At 41.8% G+C, this 15,343-nt stretch carries 13 protein-coding genes and 1 tRNA gene; 10 read left to right on the top strand and 4 right to left on the bottom strand.

The window, feature by feature from the left end:
- Positions 1–89: 89 nt before the first annotated feature.
- From rpsA to N483_RS11490, 9 genes are all read left to right on the top strand, one after another.
- Entirely contained in the window at positions 90–1,757 is a 1,668-nt protein-coding gene (gene rpsA, locus N483_RS11525) for a 30S ribosomal protein S1 (protein ID WP_023401703.1), read from the top strand.
- Between the two features lie 60 nt (positions 1,758–1,817).
- Positions 1,818–2,108 (top strand): integration host factor subunit beta, encoded by a 291-nt coding sequence (ihfB, locus tag N483_RS11520; RefSeq protein ID WP_023401704.1) that lies wholly within the window; start codon positions 1,818–1,820, stop codon positions 2,106–2,108.
- Positions 2,109–2,155: 47 nt separating this feature from the next.
- Positions 2,156–2,392 carry a LapA family protein gene (locus N483_RS27490; RefSeq protein ID WP_331245862.1) on the top strand — a complete coding sequence of 79 codons (237 nt, stop codon included), beginning with the start codon at positions 2,156–2,158 and terminating at the stop codon, positions 2,390–2,392.
- Complete coding sequence (locus N483_RS11510) at positions 2,389–3,525, top strand: lipopolysaccharide assembly protein LapB (RefSeq protein ID WP_023401706.1); 1,137 nt, start codon at positions 2,389–2,391, stop codon at positions 3,523–3,525. Before N483_RS27490 ends, N483_RS11510 begins: the two co-directional genes overlap by 4 nt.
- Before the next feature lie 39 nt (positions 3,526–3,564).
- Positions 3,565–4,269 carry an orotidine-5'-phosphate decarboxylase gene (gene pyrF, locus N483_RS11505; RefSeq protein ID WP_023401707.1) on the top strand — a complete coding sequence of 235 codons (705 nt, stop codon included), beginning with the start codon at positions 3,565–3,567 and terminating at the stop codon, positions 4,267–4,269.
- A 142-nt stretch (positions 4,270–4,411) separates the two neighbouring features.
- Positions 4,412–5,743, top strand: a complete 1,332-nt coding sequence (locus tag N483_RS11500; RefSeq protein ID WP_023401708.1) for a DASH family cryptochrome — start codon at positions 4,412–4,414, stop codon at positions 5,741–5,743.
- Positions 5,733–7,187: a cryptochrome/deoxyribodipyrimidine photo-lyase family protein gene (locus N483_RS11495; protein ID WP_023401709.1), complete on the top strand. Its 1,455-nt coding sequence runs from the start codon at positions 5,733–5,735 to the stop codon at positions 7,185–7,187. The genes N483_RS11500 and N483_RS11495 overlap by 11 nt, the downstream gene beginning before the upstream one ends.
- On the top strand, positions 7,187–7,330 hold the full coding sequence (locus tag N483_RS26670; protein ID WP_275446948.1) for a DUF2256 domain-containing protein: 144 nt from the start codon (positions 7,187–7,189) through the stop codon (positions 7,328–7,330). The genes N483_RS11495 and N483_RS26670 overlap by 1 nt, the downstream gene beginning before the upstream one ends.
- Positions 7,331–7,336: 6 nt before the next feature.
- The gene (locus N483_RS11490; RefSeq protein ID WP_023401710.1) at positions 7,337–8,908 is read left to right on the top strand and encodes a cryptochrome/photolyase family protein; all 1,572 of its coding nucleotides are present in this window, start codon (positions 7,337–7,339) and stop codon (positions 8,906–8,908) included.
- Here the strand turns inward: N483_RS11490 and N483_RS11485 are convergent, their stop codons facing one another.
- The 4 genes from N483_RS11485 to N483_RS27265 form a co-directional block, all read right to left on the bottom strand.
- Complete coding sequence (locus tag N483_RS11485) at positions 8,909–10,108, bottom strand: hypothetical protein (RefSeq protein WP_023401711.1); 1,200 nt, start codon at positions 10,106–10,108, stop codon at positions 8,909–8,911.
- Between the two features lie 85 nt (positions 10,109–10,193).
- Entirely contained in the window at positions 10,194–11,795 is a 1,602-nt protein-coding gene (locus N483_RS11480; protein WP_023401712.1) for a trypsin-like serine protease, read from the bottom strand.
- 263 nt (positions 11,796–12,058) lie between these two features.
- A complete protein-coding gene (locus N483_RS11475) occupies positions 12,059–14,344 on the bottom strand; it encodes a TonB-dependent siderophore receptor (protein WP_023401713.1) in 2,286 nt (761 codons plus the stop codon).
- 532 nt (positions 14,345–14,876) lie between these two features.
- Positions 14,877–15,125 (bottom strand): hypothetical protein, encoded by a 249-nt coding sequence (locus tag N483_RS27265; RefSeq protein WP_036977248.1) that lies wholly within the window; start codon positions 15,123–15,125, stop codon positions 14,877–14,879.
- A 127-nt stretch (positions 15,126–15,252) separates the two neighbouring features.
- Here N483_RS27265 and N483_RS11465 point away from each other — a divergent pair.
- Positions 15,253–15,343, top strand: a tRNA-Ser gene (locus N483_RS11465).

Below are 15,343 nucleotides of genomic sequence, written 5' to 3'. Positions count from 1 at the left end.
ATAGCACTGGCAAGGCTGCCGGTGTTTTTTTAACTACCCCATGCAGCATGGTTGCTTATTGGTACATTTATATATGAGACGTATTTAGTATGTCAGAAAATTTTGCGCAGTTATTTGAAGAAAGCCTAAAGGGTTTTGAAGCAGAGCAAGGCTCTATCGTTAAAGGTACTGTTATCTCAATCGAGAACAACATCGTTCTTGTTGATGCTGGCCTTAAGTCTGAAAGTGCAATCCCTGCAGAGCAATTCAAAAATGCTGCTGGTGAACTAGAAGTTGCTGTAGGCGACGAAGTAGACGTAGCACTAGACGCAATCGAAGACGGTTTCGGTGAAACTATCCTTTCTCGTGAGAAAGCGAAGCGTCACGAAGCTTGGATCCGTCTTGAGAAAGCATGTGAAGACCAAGAGACTGTTATCGGTGTTATCAACGGTAAAGTTAAAGGTGGTTTCACTGTTGAAGTTGATTCAATCCGTGCTTTCCTACCTGGTTCACTTGTTGATGTTCGTCCTGTACGTGACACTGCTCACCTTGAAGGTAAAGAGCTTGAGTTCAAAGTAATCAAGCTTGACCAGAAGCGTAACAACGTTGTTGTTTCTCGCCGTGCAGTTATCGAATCTGAGAACTCACAAGAGCGTGAAGAACTTCTTGCTAACCTTGTTGAAGGTCAAGAAGTTAAAGGTATCGTTAAGAACCTTACAGACTACGGTGCATTCGTAGATCTAGGCGGTGTTGACGGTCTACTTCACATCACTGATATGGCTTGGAAGCGTGTTAAGCACCCATCTGAGATCGTAAATGTTGGTGACGAAATCGCTGTTAAAGTACTTAAATTCGACAAAGAGAAGACTCGTGTTTCTCTAGGTCTTAAGCAACTTGGCGAAGATCCTTGGGCAGCAATCGCTGGTCGTTACCCAGAAGGCGCTAAGCTTACTGGTCGCGTAACTAACCTAACTGATTACGGTTGTTTCGTTGAGATCGAAGAAGGCGTTGAAGGTCTAGTACACGTTTCTGAAATGGACTGGACTAACAAGAACATCCACCCTTCAAAAGTTGTTTCACTAGGTGATACTGTTGAAGTAATGGTTCTTGAAATTGACGAAGAGCGTCGTCGTATTTCTCTTGGTCTTAAGCAGTGTAAAGCTAACCCTTGGCAGGAATTTGCTCGTCTACAGAACAAAGGCGACCAAGTTACTGGTAAGATCAAGTCAATCACTGACTTCGGTATCTTCATCGGTCTTGACGGCGGCATCGACGGTCTTGTACACCTTTCTGACATCTCTTGGAACACTCCAGGTGAAGAAGCTGTACGTGAGTACAAGAAAGGCGACGAGATCACTGCAATCGTTCTTCAAGTTGACCCAGAGCGTGAGCGTATCTCACTAGGCGTTAAGCAAATCGAAGCAGATCCTTTCAATAACTACCTAGACGCAAACAAAAAAGGTGCTATTGTTAAAGGTAAAGTGACTGAAGTTGACGCGAAAGGCGCAACTGTAGAGCTTATTGAAGGTGTTGAAGGTTACATCCGTGTAGCTGACATCGCTCAAGAGCGCGTTGAAGATGCAACTTCTGTTGTTTCTGCAGGTGACGAAATTGAAGCTAAATTTGTTGGTGTTGACCGTAAGAACCGTGCGATCAGCCTATCAGTTAAAGCTATCTTCGAAGCTGAAGAGAAAGAAGCGCTAGAGAAGCTGAAGAAAGAAGAGCCAGCATTCGAAAATGCAATGGCAGCAGCTTTCAAAAATGCTCAAAAAGACTAATTTTTAAGTCTAATCAAGAAGGGCACTTTAGCCCTTCTTTTTTTATTTAAAGGAAACGTTATGACAAAGTCTGAATTAATAGAAAAACTTGCTGAACAGCATGCACATGTTCCTGTAAAAGACGTAGAAAATGCAGTAAAAGAAGTTTTAGAACAAATGGCGGGTTCACTATCTGGCTCTGATAGAATTGAAATCCGTGGCTTTGGCAGTTTCTCTCTGCACTATCGCTCACCAAGAACTGGTCGCAACCCTAAAACAGGCGAAACGGTTGAACTAGACGGTAAGTACGTGCCACATTTTAAGCCTGGTAAAGAATTAAGAGATCGCGTTAACGCCAGTCTCGAAGGGTAATTGGAGTACCTAGTTTGGTTCGAGTTGTAAAAAAGGGACTACTTTTGGTGTTGCTTTTAGTGGCGTTTGTAGTAGGCACACAAAATCCGAATGTTGTTGAAGTAAACTTTATCGTTGCAAGTGCCGAAATGCCGTTAGCGACACTACTGAGCTTATGTCTATTTACAGGTATAATTCTTGGTGTTTTGTTTAACTTAGGCTCAATAGTAAGGTTAAAACGAAAGAATAGTCAGTTACATAAAACAAACAACTTATTATTGAATAAAGATCAAAGCCAGCCATGATCGAGCTTTTGTTCTTGCTGCTTCCTGTTGCTGCCGCTTACGGTTATGTAATGGGGAAGAACAGTGCTAAAAACTTAGCACATGAGCAAAATAGAAAAATCACATCCGAATATAGTAAAGGCCTGAAATTCTTGCTCGACAGAGAAGAAGATCAGGGTCTTGAGCATTTAATTGAATTATTAGAAGTATCCGCAGACTCCGTCGAGCACTATCTCACCTTAGCTACGCTATTTAGAAAACGCGGTGAACTGGATAGAGCAATTAAAATCCATGAACTTCTTATTGAACAGCCCAATTTAGACATTGAGCTGGTAAAGTCATGTCGGCTTGAACTCGCAAAAGATTATATAATGGCGGGCTTGTTAGACGGAGCTGAATCAAATTTAGTTGTTTTGGTTAAAGCGGGTTTTGAAGAAGCCTTGGAACCGACTATTCAGCTTTACTCGCAAACAAGGGACTGGCAAAAAGGCGTGAATATGTATGAGGCGTATTCAGAACTTTTTAGCGATAAGGCAAGCTGCGCTGCGATAGCAAACTTTTATTGTGAAGTTGCCCTTGAGTCTAATGATACCCAATATTTAGAAAGGGCAACCAAACTTAATCATCAGGCGATCAGGCCGCTTTATGAACTAGGTTTGGATGCGCATGGGCGCCAAGACAATGTTAAAGCCATTTATTATTGGCGAAAATTAACCTCAGAGTTTCCACAAATTGCACCTCTTGTTATTCATGATCTTCAATCTTGCTATGTATCCTTAAATATTTCAGATGATTTTTATGGGTTGATTGAAGAGCTACTACCTAACGCTGGTGTCACAATAAAAATAAAACACTGTCAGGGGTTGGTTGAATCAGGAAGAGTAGCCGAAGCGATAGAGTTTTTGACTGATAGCTTGAAAAGAGAACCCTCAATTAGAGGCTTCAGCTATTTACTACAGTTATTGAGTTCCAAAAATGTAAAAATGCAAGATGTGCTAGAAGAGATAGATCATCTAGTGACATCTTATATATCCACAAAACCTGACTATCAGTGCAATAAATGTGGCTTTACGAGCCATAAACTATACTGGTTATGCCCATCTTGTAAGACATGGGAGTCAGTTGTACCAAGTCGAGGTTTAGATGGATATTAATATTGTATGTGATTCTTTTAAAAGAAAATTAAGGTAATTATGTCAAATATTGAACTGAAAAAAGTGCTAATTGCATTGGATTATGATGACGAAAATGCAGCGTTAGCGTTTGTGTCTCAGCTTTCTCCAAACGAGTGTAGACTAAAAGTAGGTAAGGAGATGTTTACTTATTTTGGACCTCAGTTTGTTAAAAAGCTGGTAGATCTTGGATTTGACGTATTTCTAGACCTGAAGTTCCACGACATTCCGAATACGGTTGCCAAGGCTGTGACTGCGGCTGCAGAGTTGGGCGTATGGATGGTTAACGTGCATGCAAGTGGTGGCACTGAAATGATGAGTAAAGCGAAAGAAGCTTTGAACAAATATGGTGAAAAAGCGCCATTACTTATCGCCGTAACCGTGCTGACCAGTATGGATCAAGCTCAGCTGGATAAGCTTGGAATTGATAAAACACCGCAAGAGCAAGTGCTTTATCTAGCAAAGCTTGCTAAAGAGTCGGGATTAGATGGCGTTGTTTGTTCTGCTCAAGAAGCTGAATCTCTCAAGGCTGAGCTAGGTAACGAGTTTAAGTTGGTCACGCCAGGTATTAGGCCAGCAGGCAGTGATGCAGGTGATCAAAAGCGTATTATGACGCCTGCAAAAGCAATTGCCGCAGGCAGTGATTATTTGGTTATTGGCAGACCAATTACTAAAGCAGAAAATCCTGCGCAGGCGCTTCGAGAGATCAACCTGAGCATTGCTTAAACAACATAAGACTTTTGGTTAAGGCCGTCTATAGCCTTAACCCTTTTCCTCGCAATCTCTAACAAGTATGTAAATCTAATCTCCTTGTTGATACGTATATCTCTGTCAAATATTGATTTTATGGGCAGAGTACTAACGCGTCATGAATAATGCACTATATTGGTTTACCGATGATCTAAGGCTTCAAGATAACCTTACATTAAATTCCACTCTATATGCGTGTAAAAACATCCTTTTTATTTATGTGTTTGACCAAGCACTTTTTGAGCCTACCAACTATAGTCATGTCCACCTCGGCCCAAAGCGGCAGCAGTTTATAAAAGACAGCCTAATTGATTTAGCTGAGCAGTTGCAACAATTGGGGTATGAGTTACAAGTGTTTAAAGGGAACTCAAGAGAAGTATTAAATCAAGTAATCTCACAAGCAGATATAGACATAGTGGGCTGTCATGCAGGAGCTGGTTATTATGAACAGGTATTGCTGAGAGATATTAAATCCGATAATGGGGGTGTACGCTTTATACATCAGCACAACAACTTGTTGTTTGGCCCTCAGCAGGTAAATGACCAAGACTTAAGAGGCTCTTTTTCGAAATTTAGAAAAAAAGCGGACAAACTGGCTATCTCTGAGTCGTCAGAAGATGTTTTTGCAGATACATTGCCATTTCCCCTAAATTTAAAAGCATTTAATTCAAAAAACTATCAGCTAGAAAGCACAAACTCAACAGACCTGAGCCATTTTTTAGGGGGGGAGCGAGCAGCGCAAAACCACCTTGAAGAATATTTTTTAAAGCCCGCTGCTTCTATATATAAACAGACCCGAAATACGCTAGATGGAAAATACAATTCAACTAAATTTAGCCCTTATCTTAGCGTTGGCAATCTCTCGCCAAGGCAAATAATTAACCATTTAACTCAGTATGAAAAAGAGAATGGAGCAAATGAATCGACTTATTGGATACGCTTTGAGTTGATGTGGCGAGATTTCTTCCATCATAAAGCTATGCTAAAAGGTGCTATGTTGTTTAAGTTTACAGGCTCGCAGGGGGGGCGGCCTTTGACAAGCTATTACCCACAGCGATTTAAAAGTTGGTGTTGCGGCACAACTCAGTATCCGCTCGTGAACGCCTGTATGAAAGAGTTAAATGAGACTGGGTTCATGTCTAATCGAGGTCGTCAAATAGTTGCTAGCTGTTTGGTCAACGAGCTTCAAGTAGATTGGCGTTATGGCGCAGCGTATTTCCAACAGCAACTGATTGACTATGATGTTGCTTCAAATTGGGGGAATTGGCAGTACATTGCAGGTGTTGGCGATGACCCCAGAGGCGGTAGGCATTTCAATATCGAAAAACAAACTCAGATGTATGATCAAGACGGGTCATTTCAAAAGAAATGGCTCTGTGGATCAAAGCCAAGTTTCGAAAGCGTTGATATGGTAGATTGGCCAGTTATGAGAGCCGAAAATGGGCGTTAACCTAGTGTGGTTAAAGAGAGACTTGCGTCTTAAGGATCATGCAGCATTGTATGAGGCCAGCCAATCGGGCAAACCGATACTACTGTTTTATTGCTTTGAGCCAAGCGCGGTAAAAGATAAGCATACCTCACGTCGTCATCTTAGATTTATTGCACAATCTTTGGAAGACATCGCACACAATATCCCGTCCGAAAGTTTATATTGCGCTTATGGAGAGATCCTTGAAGTGCTAGAGCAGATCAACCAAGAGGTGGGTATAGATGGCTTGTATTCTCATCAGGAGATTGGAGTTGGTTTTACATATGATAGAGATAAGCAAGTCTCACAGTGGTGCGATGAACGCGATATTACTTGGCGCGAATTTCCTCAAGGGGCGGTGATCAGAGGACTGAAAGCACGAGCTTGCTGGGACAAGCATTGGCAACAAGTCATGCGTGGCCCGCTATTCGACGTTAATTGTAGCCAGGTTAACTGGTTTTCAGCTAGTAACCTATTCGATAGGCATGTTGACATAGCACGTTTTAAATATGAAAGCGATGCAGCTGACTTTCAAAGCGGCGGAGAAACTCAAGCTTGGCTTACGATCGACTCTTTTTTTGGCAGTCGGGGAAAAGAGTATGCTTTTTCTTTGTCGAGCCCTGAGAAGTCGCATAAACATTGTTCTAGGCTTTCAGCTCACCTTGCTTGGGGAAATGTGAGCTTGAAACAGGTATACCAGTCAGTTTTGGCTAATTGGAAAAAGCCACAATGGCGGCGCTCGCTTGTGGCTTTTGCATCAAGGCTACATTGGCACTGTCACTTCATTCAGAAGTTTGAGAGTGAATGCGAGATGGAGTTTAGATGTGTTAACCGCGCATATGAATGCATGCCTAGGATTGATGGTGATGAAGCCTCCGAGAGGCTTCGTGCTTGGGAAACAGGAACTACAGGCATACCCATGGTTGATGCTTGCATGCGATGCTTAATAAAAACGGGATACTTAAACTTTAGAATGCGAGCCATGTTAGTGAGTTTTTTATGTCACCACTTAGAGCTAGATTGGCGAGTTGGGGTCGCGCATTTGGCAAAGTTATTTTTAGATTTTGAACCGGGGATACACTACAGTCAGTTTCAAATGCAAGCCGGTGTAACCGGGATAAATACGATACGGATCTATAACCCTGTTAAACAGGGTGAAGAAAAAGATCCCGAGGGCATATTTGTCAAAAAATGGGTGCCGGAGCTTGACAATATTCCAGCACCTTTGGTGCATTTGCCTTGGGGTTTAACGGACATGGAGCAATTGATGTACGGCATTGAGATTGGTGTTGATTACCCGTTACCGATAATAAATTTACAAGAAAGTTATACCAAAGCACAAGCCTTGTTATGGCACTGGAAAAATCGAGAAGACGTTAAAAGAGAGTCAAAACGTATTTTGGCGACGCATGTAAGGGAAGGGTGATGCACAAAAAACTGAACTTACCTACGAAAACCTGCCCTGTATGCAAGCGTTCGTTTTCCTGGCGCAAAAAGTGGGCAAGGGATTGGCCGAATGTGAAATATTGTTCGAAACGCTGTGCTTTGAGCCGCGTTAAAGAGAGTTAAAAAACCATGGCTAAAACTTACCAAACGCTACGACTTATATTGGGCGATCAACTCAATGCCAGTCATTCATGGTACAAGTGTATAAACGATAACACCTTGTACGTGATAGCAGAGTTGCACCAAGAGACAAATTATGTAAAACACCATATCCAGAAAGTTTGTGCATTTTTTGCAGCAATGAAGGCATTCTCGCTTGCGCTTCAAAAAGCGGGTCATCATGTTGTCCATTTAACACTAGATGACACTCAGCCTCATGAGGATTTACCTACGTTATTAGATACACTTTTTGAAAAATATGCGATAGAGACTTTTGAATATCAGCTGCCTGATGAGTATCGGCTCCGCATACAGCTTAGTGAATTTTGTGCACACAGTAAATTGAGTACTCGAGGTTATGAAACAGAGCACTTTTATTTATCCGATAGTGAATTAGCGACCTATTTCTGCGCTGGAAAAAAGCATCGGTTAGAAGCTTTTTATCGAAAAATGCGGGTTAGGTTTAATATTCTCATGGACAATGGACAGCCTGTGGGAGGAGAGTGGAATTTTGATACTAATAACCGTAATAAGTTGAAGCAAAAAGACTTATCCCACATCCCAGAACCTTTGGTGTTCGCAAATGATGTGAGTGATGTGTTTGCTAGATTACAAAAGCATCAGGTCAGCACCTTTGGTACCTATGAAGCAAAATGTCTGTGGCCTATTAATAGACAACAAGCTAAGGCGCTTCTTGTTTCTTTTTGTGAAACGCAATTAAGTAAATTTGGTTTTTTTCAAGATGCCATGACGTGCAAAGCTGACGATATGTATGTAAAAAAACAATGGAGTCTGTACCACTCTAGACTGTCATTTGCTATGAATAGCAAAATTATCAGTCCAAAATTTGTTGTAGATACTGCTATAGCTTATTTTCATCAACATGAAGATGAAATAGATATTGCACAAGTGGAAGGTTTTATTAGGCAAATTGTTGGCTGGCGAGAGTTTGTACGCGGTATTTATTGGCTCAATATGCCGCGATATGGACAATTAAATACGCTTGAAGCAAAGCGAGACTTACCAGTTTGGTTTTGGCATGGAGAAACCAAAATGAATTGTCAAAAACATGCTGTTAAACAGTCCCTCGATTATGCCTATGCTCATCATATTCAGCGCTTAATGGTGACAGGTAATTTTTGTTTGATAGCTGGTATCGAACCATCTCAAGTTGATGCGTGGTATCTGGGCGTATATATTGATGCGATTGAATGGGTAGAAATGCCAAACACTCGTGGTATGAGCCAGTTTGCAGATGGTGGAATTGTTGGCTCTAAAGCATATGCAGCCAGCGGTAACTACATCAACAAAATGAGCGATTACTGTTCCAATTGCCACTACGACATTAAATCTATTACCGGACAGAATGCTTGCCCACTTAACTCGCTCTATTGGCACTTTATGAACGAGCATGAACAGACGTTTTCTGCTAATCCTCGTAACCGAATGGTCTACGCGACATGGCGTAAAAAGCCACCTGAGCAACAGGCCGAAATATTGAAGCATGCTTCAGACCTTCTAAGCAACTTGGACAAGCTGTGATCACTGATGCTCGAAGTATATTCTATAGGTACTTGACCAAATAGGATAATCTACTTCTGTTGCATAACAGATAAAGTCGTTTGTATTGGTGTCACTGACGTCAAGCAAATAGCGCAGCTTTTCTTTTTGAGCTGGTTGCAATTGACTGTGCGCGAAGCGCTCTTCTAAAGACGTAATTTTAAGCTCGGGAAACTCAGGAAAGCGCTCTGTCCATAAGTCACTGGCCTTGAGTTTACCTTCCTCTACTTTTTGGTTGCTGTGATAGCAGCCAATGTTTACGGTACTACATTTATCTATTTGCTTTTCAAGTAAAACAAGCATAGTGAGCTTTTTCGCTGGGTTTTTAATCGATAGACTTGTGGAACTGCAAGGGCTGTTTTGATGTAACGGGTTGACTACTTCGTCGGGGTTATTAAACACAAATGTGACGTTACAATTATTGCTAGGTAAAGGGTCAAATACCAGTCCAGAATTGCTAGGTGAATAAGTACTGAAAGCCTCTATAAACCCAGTGCTTGAATATTCTTTAGAGACACCAAGGGTGAACTCGTTTGTTTGCAAAGTACTAGAGCGCGTAATGGTGATGGGACCTTTAAAGTGCTCTGGGTGAGGGTGGGTGTAAAATTGCACGAAAGGTACTGCACCAACTTGTCGGTTTATACCGGATTTACTAATAAGTGCGACTTCTTGTAAATATCTTGGATCGTTCTGATTTTTACGCAAAATATAGACGCAAAATATTTCTTCAACACTAAATTTTAGAAGTGCTTGTGCCGCTTTATATAATTGGGCTTTGTGGTTAGTGTTTTCGTCACCGTTATCTATTTGGTGCAATGGCGCAAGAATACGACGTTTTAAGTCTGCATGACTTTTCGCATTATTTTCAATGCACTGAATAAACAAAGTGACAACTTGATTTACTTGGCTCATTAGCGAGTGGGATATTTCAGGGGAGAGCTTTTGTGATAGCAGTTTTAGAGCGTGGATACCAGGCAACTCAACGAGCACTTGCAAACCACTGTTGGCTTTACATGCGGAGAAAAACCGTTGGCTATTTGAGCGGTTATAATCTAGGTGCTTTGTAAATCCGCCAATTGTTTGTGCATGATCGGGTAACGTATCTTTTACTGCATTAAAGGTTTTTTGGATCCTTTCACCTAACCGGGTGAGTTCTGTTCTATCTTGTTGATTAAGTCCCATGCTCTCTGTATGACTAATTTTTCCTACAAGATTACATGGGACTGAATGGCTTTAAAAGTAAAATTTACATTTTACTATCAGTTTGTTAATTGCATGGTTGGATATATGTCCATGGACCCCAGTTACCTGAATTAGCCGGGTTTTCTCCTTGTACCCACCAATTGGCTTCATAGATAGCATTATTGTGTGCAACTCGGTCACCTTTTAGGTAGACAGCATCGGCAGACCATGTTGGTAAACCACCACACCCACCTGTAACTTCTCCAACTGTTACAAGCTTGCTGGACGTTGCTGATTCACCCTTGTTATTTTTTGCAACTAAAGTGATAGTGTACTGACCTTTTACTGCGTACGTATGTGTTGGTGATTGTAGACTACTAGTAGCGCCATCACCGAAGTCCCATGAGTATGAAACTGCCCCTGTACTTTGATTTTGTAGCGAGACGGTTAGATTGTTTTTTACTATGGTGAAATCAGCAACAGGCAGCGGGCCTGTTGAACCATCACATTTGCCACTGGATTTCCATACATTGCTATATAGATCAGGCTGCGCACCTTGTGACCACCAAATTGCTTCATAGACCACACCATTAAATGTCACTTTATCACCAGGTGAGTAATTCTGTGTTGCTTGCCATTGCGCGGCGCAATCAGTCGGTTTGCCTACAGTAACGAGTTTTGAAATACTATCGGTTTGTCCCTTGGTATCAGTTACTGTCAAAGTAACGTTAAAGCTACCTTCTGAATTATAATCATGGCTTGGATTTTCTAACGATGAAGAGGCGTTTCCTTGACCAAATTGCCAATCGAAACCAGAGATGCCATTGTCATCGGTCGATTTGCTAGTAAAATTGACTGAAGTTCCATTCACTGCGTATAAGAAATCTGCTACTGGCGGGTTGTCTTCGCCAATCCCGGTTTTTTGTTTTATCCAGTCTATATAGCTAGTAGTACGCGTAAAAGCAGTTGCCCCTTGGCAACCAATCCCCCAGCTGACTGTTCCAATACTGTAGAAGTCACTACCTACACGCACCGCATATGGGCCGCCACTGTCGCCATTACAGGCAGAGCGACCGCCTTCGCCACCACCACAAATCACCGAACCTGGAATAGAGAAGTTTAGCAATGAGCTACAGCTACTATTGCTGATCACCGGTAGGTCTGCTTCTCGCAATACATCGCTCGGTCTGCCTCGGTTTGAGGTAAGACCCCAACCAGAGACAGTGACATAATCGCCGACATTTGCATATTGAGATTCAATGGCGGCAGTTGGTAGTTTTGCCGGTGTATACTGATTCGATGCAGGTGAGGCTAGTTTTAGAAGAGCAATGTCGTAGCCCGAGCGGATACCATTTGCACCGCGCCAACGCTCATGGTTTATAATCTGAGATACTCTGATGGATTGACCGTCACCACGACTGATTGAGTGTGCGCCGACACGTACGGTTAAGCTCGAAGTCGAAGCGCTATCGAGGCAGTGGGCGGCTGTTAATACCCAATTTGGGCTGATCAGTGTTCCGCCGCACCCTTGGCGGCCATTCATAAGCAGAGCAACTTGATATGGTCTTGAGTAAGCTGGCGTTTCTATACCACCAACCACATTTGGTTGGACATCTGTAGGTGGAGAAGCATACGCATTAGCTGTCATTATTGTGAGCGCTGACAGGAGTAAATTAACCTTTTTCATGATGTATCGTTTCCTTTAATAGCTCGGAATTGAGCTAATATAGGAATAATCTGAGATACACCTAGATTTCAAGATTTGACGGATAAATAAACAGAGGTTTGACCACTTTGTTTCTAAAACAGATTGTTAATATAAGTATTAATAACAAATAATTGGGTGTAACAATAAATTTACATGGCGGCGTTGCGATTTTAGCGTTAAATTTGGTGTGTGCGAAAAAGCGAGCCGATCAGCTCGCTTGTTAGAGAGAAAGAGAGATTGGTTTAGAAGTTATATCTTGCTGATAGCTTCCAATTCCTTGGTTCACCCCACGTGACATAACCTTGGTTTTTAGAAATGGCGTTGTAGTATTTCTTATCAAACAGGTTGTCTACATTAAGTGAAACGCTTAAGTTGTCGGTTACATCGTAACGGGCCATCAAATTAAATAATGCGATAGAGCCGTGAGTACGAAGCTCTTTAACCTCTACAGGCATTGGTCCCCAAGGTGCTTCGTAATATTCGCCATTGCCAGCAGGGCGGGTACTATTTACCCAATAACCGTCTTTCCAGTTGACACCTAAACCAACCGTTAAATTTTCTATCAATTCAGTTGGTTCGTATGTTGTGTATAAGTTAAATAGTTGCTTTGGTACTTCGGTATTCAGGGGGTAACCAGTTTCATCTTCCGTCTTAGCGTATGAATAACCTGAATAGATGTTAAACCCTGGAGAGATTTCACCACTGAGCTCTAACTCAAAGCCTCTGGTTCTGGCACCATCGATAAGAATGGTTGCTGTATTACCATTTGGTGTGAGCTGCTTTTGAGTTGGGTCATCTTGTGCAACATTGTTTTTATTGCTTTCAAATACTGCGAAAGAAAAGTTTAAAAGCCCGACTTCGGCCTTTAAACCAGCTTCAATGCTGTCGCCGACTACAGGATCTTGCAGGTTATCATTTTTGTCGTATTTGTTTTGAGGCTCGAATGCATCGGTATAGCTTGCGTAAATACTGAACTCGTCGTTCACATCATAAATGAGGCCTGCATATGGTGTAATTTCGTTGCTTAATTCATAGCTGCCGCCTTTGCTGTGAGCAAACTCACCCGTTTTGCGGTTGGTTCTATGTTCAACTACTTCCCAATCGGTTTGTCGAACACCAATGATAGACTTTAAATTATCAGTAAGAGAAAGGCGTGTGGCTATATATATACCGCTACTATCATGATTTGTGGTGTAGTTAGCTGTGCCTAAATTAGTGTATGAATAACGCGGTACGTCGCCTGTCCACTTGAAATAGTTAATGTTGTCGATTGAGATATCGCGCTGACCATCTTTTTTGTTGTAACCAACACGCTCTCTATCAAACAAATTAAAACCGACGATAAGGTCATGCTCTCGACCTAAAAACTCGAAGCCACCCTGTAAGTTAATATCAAATGTCTTTTGCGTGTCTTTTGAGTCACTGATCACAAAATTGTAGCTGTGCCCTAGTGTATTGGTTCCGTCTGGATTGTAATAGTCATCTGTCCACACAAAGAACAGGTTGCCGCCTTCCATCTCAATGGTGTTATACGTTGCAATAGTATTTAGCTGCCACCCGTTGTCAAAACCGTGGTTAATACTTGCAAAATAAGTATTTTCTTCAAGCGGCCAGGAGCTGTACTTCGCGGCAAGGCCCGTATCACTTCTGTCAGCATTAAACAAAGAGCCATCGCTGAAATAGTAAGGAACAGCGTGTGAATTCATTGCACCCAAAGACTCTGTGTCTGCATACTCGTAACCGATACGCAAAAGTGTAGACTCTGTTAAGTCTGCTTCAGCTGTCATATAAACAGAAGTTTTTTCCTGACTATATCTGTCTACAAAAGAGTCTCTATCATAGTGTGCTGCTGCAACACGGCCACGAATACTGCCGTCACTACTAAGTGGAGTAGAAACATCTAACTCGACACGGTTATTGTTCCAGCGTCCAGTGGTTACACCTACATGACCGTCTAGTTCTTTGCTAATAGCACGTTTGCGAACTAAGTTAATGGTTGCTGTAGGGGAGCCCACACCAGTCATTAAACCGTTTGCACCACGCAAAATTTCGACACGTTCGTAGGCAATGGCGTCACCATTTACATCTGAACGGCGGCCACCCGGAAATTGCTGAACGCCATCAACTTGAACTAAGTTGACTCGCTCGCCACGCGCCATGAAAAATGGACGGTCATGGCTGCGAGATGTACTGGCATAAACCCCTGTGGTGTGTTGCAAAATGTCCTTGATATTAACTGATTTCCAGTCTTCCAATTGTTGCTGAGTAATAACCGACACCGACTGCGGCGTTTCTTTCAAAGAAAGAATCATCTTTGTCGCAGACTTGGTCGCTGCGTCAGAGTAGTTGCCTGCCGTTGACGCTGTCACATAGATGCGTTCAATTTCATTTGCAGATTGACTACTATCTGATTCGGTCTCGGCAAAGGCATGAGTACCCGTTATAGCTGAAGCAAGCGCGATAGCAATAGGAGCCAAGCGGAGAGTACCACGGCGCTTAATAGAAGATTGAAAAGTTGAGTTGTCCATAAAATCCTATCCAGAAGAACAAGTGAATGCCACACCAATAAATGGTGCAACTGAAGTCAGTTAAGGAATATGCGGTCCATACGCTTGTACCAAATATGGTGTTAACTGATAATGGTTTGCATTATCGTTATGGCCGTTATGAAGTCAAGCTGATTTAGATATAACAACTTGAAAAATTGCCATATATTAAGTTTTTAATGGAATAGAGGGGTTTTACTTAAATTTTGTTTTATTTGCGGAGTCTATGATTATCAGCGAGGTATTTTCCCGTTCAAAAAGTAATTTCTCTTAAAGCTATGTTCATTACTAAACCCTAATAAAAACCTTACTACTGATGAGCAAAATAATTCATCGTATGCTGGTTGTTTTTTAAACTGTGTTTGTTAGTCTAGTAATTCTTAGTATAGATGTACCTAGTTTGTTACCTGTGAATAAATATAAGAAGATAGGTTATGGGAGATTTGTTTCTAAAGCGACGAGAAAATTGGTGGGTGTGGATCACATGGGGTGTACTCGGGTGTATCATTTGCCACTATTTGCTCATATATGTTAGCAATGCTTGGGTGTCGTTATCATCGCCTGTTTTATTACTTGTTTTGATTACCACATGGATGAACTTTAATCGGCGTTTTGATTTTTTCGCAGCATTAAAGATTTTTATGGTCGTTGCATCTATTTCGGTAATTCCGTTAATGGCAGAAAAGTTTAACAGTTGGGAAAAGCTGATCCATATTGCTATTGATTCTGGCGCTGTGTTTCTGTGCATCGTATTTGTAAGCATTGTCTGTGCTTTCTTGGCGCGACGTCCAAAACAATATTATTAAGCTCGGTATTTTATAATAATTGTCAAAAGTTCAAAAAAGTACTTTACATATTTATGAATAGCCCTTAAGATGCGCGCCAACAACGGAGAGATGGCTGAGTGGTTGAAAGCACCGGTCTTGAAAACCGGCATACGTTAATAGCGTATCTAGGGTTCAAATCCCTATCTCTCCGCCA

It is taken from the genome of Pseudoalteromonas luteoviolacea NCIMB 1944, from assembly GCF_001625565.1.
GTDB classification, from domain to species: Bacteria; Pseudomonadota; Gammaproteobacteria; order Enterobacterales; family Alteromonadaceae; genus Pseudoalteromonas; species Pseudoalteromonas luteoviolacea_F.
Note: the sequence above shows the minus strand (reverse complement) of the source record. Positions and strands in the feature narration are given on the sequence as shown.

Coding starts and splice junctions, on each gene's coding strand:
- rpsA (WP_023401703.1), top strand. CDS start 90: ATGTCAGAAAATTTTGCGCAGTTATTTGAAGAAAGCCTAAAGGGTTTT.
- ihfB (WP_023401704.1), top strand. CDS start 1,818: ATGACAAAGTCTGAATTAATAGAAAAACTTGCTGAACAGCATGCACAT.
- N483_RS11510 (WP_023401706.1), top strand. CDS start 2,389: ATGATCGAGCTTTTGTTCTTGCTGCTTCCTGTTGCTGCCGCTTACGGT.
- pyrF (WP_023401707.1), top strand. CDS start 3,565: ATGTCAAATATTGAACTGAAAAAAGTGCTAATTGCATTGGATTATGAT.
- N483_RS11500 (WP_023401708.1), top strand. CDS start 4,412: ATGAATAATGCACTATATTGGTTTACCGATGATCTAAGGCTTCAAGAT.
- N483_RS11495 (WP_023401709.1), top strand. CDS start 5,733: ATGGGCGTTAACCTAGTGTGGTTAAAGAGAGACTTGCGTCTTAAGGAT.
- N483_RS26670 (WP_275446948.1), top strand. CDS start 7,187: ATGCACAAAAAACTGAACTTACCTACGAAAACCTGCCCTGTATGCAAG.
- N483_RS11490 (WP_023401710.1), top strand. CDS start 7,337: ATGGCTAAAACTTACCAAACGCTACGACTTATATTGGGCGATCAACTC.
- N483_RS11485 (WP_023401711.1), bottom strand. CDS start 10,108: ATGGGACTTAATCAACAAGATAGAACAGAACTCACCCGGTTAGGTGAA.
- N483_RS11480 (WP_023401712.1), bottom strand. CDS start 11,795: ATGAAAAAGGTTAATTTACTCCTGTCAGCGCTCACAATAATGACAGCT.
- N483_RS11475 (WP_023401713.1), bottom strand. CDS start 14,344: ATGGACAACTCAACTTTTCAATCTTCTATTAAGCGCCGTGGTACTCTC.
- N483_RS27265 (WP_036977248.1), bottom strand. CDS start 15,125: ATGCTTACAAATACGATGCACAGAAACACAGCGCCAGAATCAATAGCA.